At 44.2% G+C, this 2,709-nt stretch carries 3 protein-coding genes; all 3 read right to left on the bottom strand.

Going from position 1 to position 2,709, the window contains the following annotated elements:
* A partial coding sequence (locus tag BZL41_RS27925) for a hypothetical protein (RefSeq protein ID WP_143518057.1) occupies window positions 1–1,454 on the bottom strand: 1,454 nt, incomplete at its 3' end.
* A 45-nt stretch (window positions 1,455–1,499) separates the two neighbouring features.
* Window positions 1,500–2,165: a hypothetical protein gene (locus BZL41_RS27920; RefSeq protein ID WP_143518056.1), complete on the bottom strand. Its 666-nt coding sequence runs from the start codon at window positions 2,163–2,165 to the stop codon at window positions 1,500–1,502.
* A gap of 92 nt (window positions 2,166–2,257) precedes the next feature.
* Window positions 2,258–2,635, bottom strand: a complete 378-nt coding sequence (locus tag BZL41_RS27915; protein WP_143518055.1) for a hypothetical protein — start codon at window positions 2,633–2,635, stop codon at window positions 2,258–2,260.
* Window positions 2,636–2,709: the final 74 nt, after the last annotated feature.

Genomic DNA, 2,709 nt, shown 5'->3' with positions numbered 1-2,709 from the left:
GTGCCGAAGCGGGTAAACGGATCTTGCGTCAGTGCGCGATCCACCAAGGCCGCTTGGATCTGGCGGTTGAGCAGGTCGGCGCGGGCGGTCAGCCATTCGGCGGTGAGTTTTCCGGTGCCAGTGGTGGAGTCGTAGAGTTCGAGTTCGCCGTGTTGGTTGTGATCCAGATAAAGATTTACGTCATCCAAAACAATCGGATCAAGATGAGCAAGTGCATATCTATAAGGAAGAGAAATGTCATCAGATTGACTTGCAAGCTGCAGAATTTCCGGACCGGACAGCGAGGACAAATCCACCAACCGAGCAATGCTACCGCTCTCCGGCAAACTATTAAGATATGAGACGAGGCGCTCCATTCTTCCCGAATAGTCCAACTCACTCGTAACGGAGGCTGGATTATCAATCTTGAAAAAAAGCCGCTCCATGGACTTCAGGAAACCTTCCACTCCTTGATTCGCCCGATTCGAGTAAAGAGCTATTAAGCGTTCTCGCCCAGCCACATCATATCCACTTGATGCCGTCAACGCCTCAATCTTATTCAATACATGTTGATGCCAAAGCTCTTGAGTCTCTATACGTAGGCCACTATCCAATGCATGCGTAAAAAAGACATTAGGTGGTATTTGATTGGGAATAAAAGCCGTTCCCGGAGGTTGATCAGCCTGCACATATGCCTTTAGTGACTGCCTAGCGATATAAGCAGGAGAGTCTGGCGATAGCGCAGTTCGATAATCCTCGACACCCCAAGTTACACCAACACCGGGCACAGGTAGAACAGGCACACCCGCTATTTCCGTTGTAATAATTTTTGAGAATGGCTCAGGCGGTTGCGTATCCTGAATAAAAACCAAATGCCCTGTTTCCCGATCTATTACACGAAGAAACCGCCCATCTGACTCAGGATGCCCCTCCAAATCAATCTTTTCATATCTCTCCCCCTGAAATTCATCAAAGCGATTACCTAACTCCTCAGGCTTATAGGCTTCACTCGAAAACACATCGACATTCTGAAAACCCATCCAGAGAGAATTTCCTGCGCCTTCTGTAAATATCTTGTCTCTATGGAAAAGCCAGCCCTCCAAAGACATAGCAAACTGCATATTGCCGGGAAATAGATTCCCCATACTTAGCCCAGACCAAGTTTTGAAATCAGCCTCTTGCATTTGAAGCTTATCTAACAAACCATCCCCACCCTCAGACCTGAAATCTTCTTGAATAGCTTCAAGAGTCCCAGCAATAATAGCCGAAGAAAAGTTATCCAAAGTAAGAATATAATCTTTTTGGTCAGCCAATTTTGCCAAGTAATTTCCGGTCATAGCCATGCCACCCCACGTACCACTGTAGGTGGTAATTTGCCCTTGTATCAGTGCCTGATACTCGCCGGTCAATTTATAATAGTCCCAATAAACCCCCCCCTCTATCACCAGCCGCCCATTTACCCAAAAGCCTTTCAATATCAGATACCGTCAAATGTTCTACAGCCATATAGTCCTTCCAGCTCAATCACAGCGTAAAGAATCAATAAAACTTATAACTCTACTATTTAATTCCTCGAGACCAACCAAGTACCGCTCATCAAAATTCAGCTTATATCTCACTGAATTCTTATAAAGAGAATCCAACTCACAACGGCGCCCTTTCCAGCAACGGATCAGCACCGAGTAATCGTCAACTCCATCCGGAATCAAAAAATACTCAAGTTCGGATTGAGACACTCCTGTGGGCCACAGCTTTGTGTATCCTTCGACTTTTTCAACCCTGGGATTAGGGATTCTTAACCTCCAAAATTCTTCACGCCCAGAACTAGAGGCATCACTATACAAAACCACACCTATCTCTTTATCCAACTTAATGCCGCCATCAGAACCAATGTATTTCTCTCTGTATATATTCCACGGCATAAAGCCATCAACGTCCAAACTTAGATTGACACCAATACTACTTCCAGAATAGAACGAGTTTGAAAATCTATAATATGCCTTGGGAATACAATATCTTCCCCCACCTACTGAAGCCTTGTGCAAATCCATAGCCGTAGAGCCATTAAAGACCAATCCTCCTCCATAAAATGAAACAATCACCCTGTCGCCATAAACAAAAATCAGACACGCAAAAGAAGCCAAGAAAACCAATACGAAAATGATTATTTTCGATCTTTTACTCACTCTAACCTCCAGTAACTGCAAAGACGAATCACACACCAGACCTCTTCGTAAGAACACACCCACCAGGCAACCATCAACAAAACAATGCCACTTTATATACAGACCATACTTCCAATTAACCCACGAACCTTTTCATCAGTATATTTAATATCATCCAAATACTTCTCATCAAAGCTAACAGCATAATCAAGAGAATCATCATAAAATGTCTCCAGTTCGCACCGAGCCCCAGAATTGCAGCCGATTACATATGAATACACCCCTCCCTTAGGAACTAAATAGTATCCATACAAAGAAATACTCTTTTCATTACGAACCAAACGATTGTAACCACTTTCCTCCCGAACACTCATACCATTAAGGAAGAACTTCAGCCTCTCACTTAGATAGCCCCCTCCCTTCCCATCTCTAATTTTTAGCCCCATCATTTTTATCTGAACCTGATTTATTAACCCGGCAATCAAATACACGATCTAGGCTGCGTACTGTACGGGCGCATGCCTGAAATATGAAATAACCCGCTCCGGTGTCTTGGCCAAGAATG

Source organism: Pseudomonas sp. PIC25, from assembly GCF_002286785.1.
GTDB lineage: Bacteria > Pseudomonadota > Gammaproteobacteria > Pseudomonadales > Pseudomonadaceae > Pseudomonas_M.
This window is presented reverse-complemented; position numbering and strand designations above follow the sequence as displayed.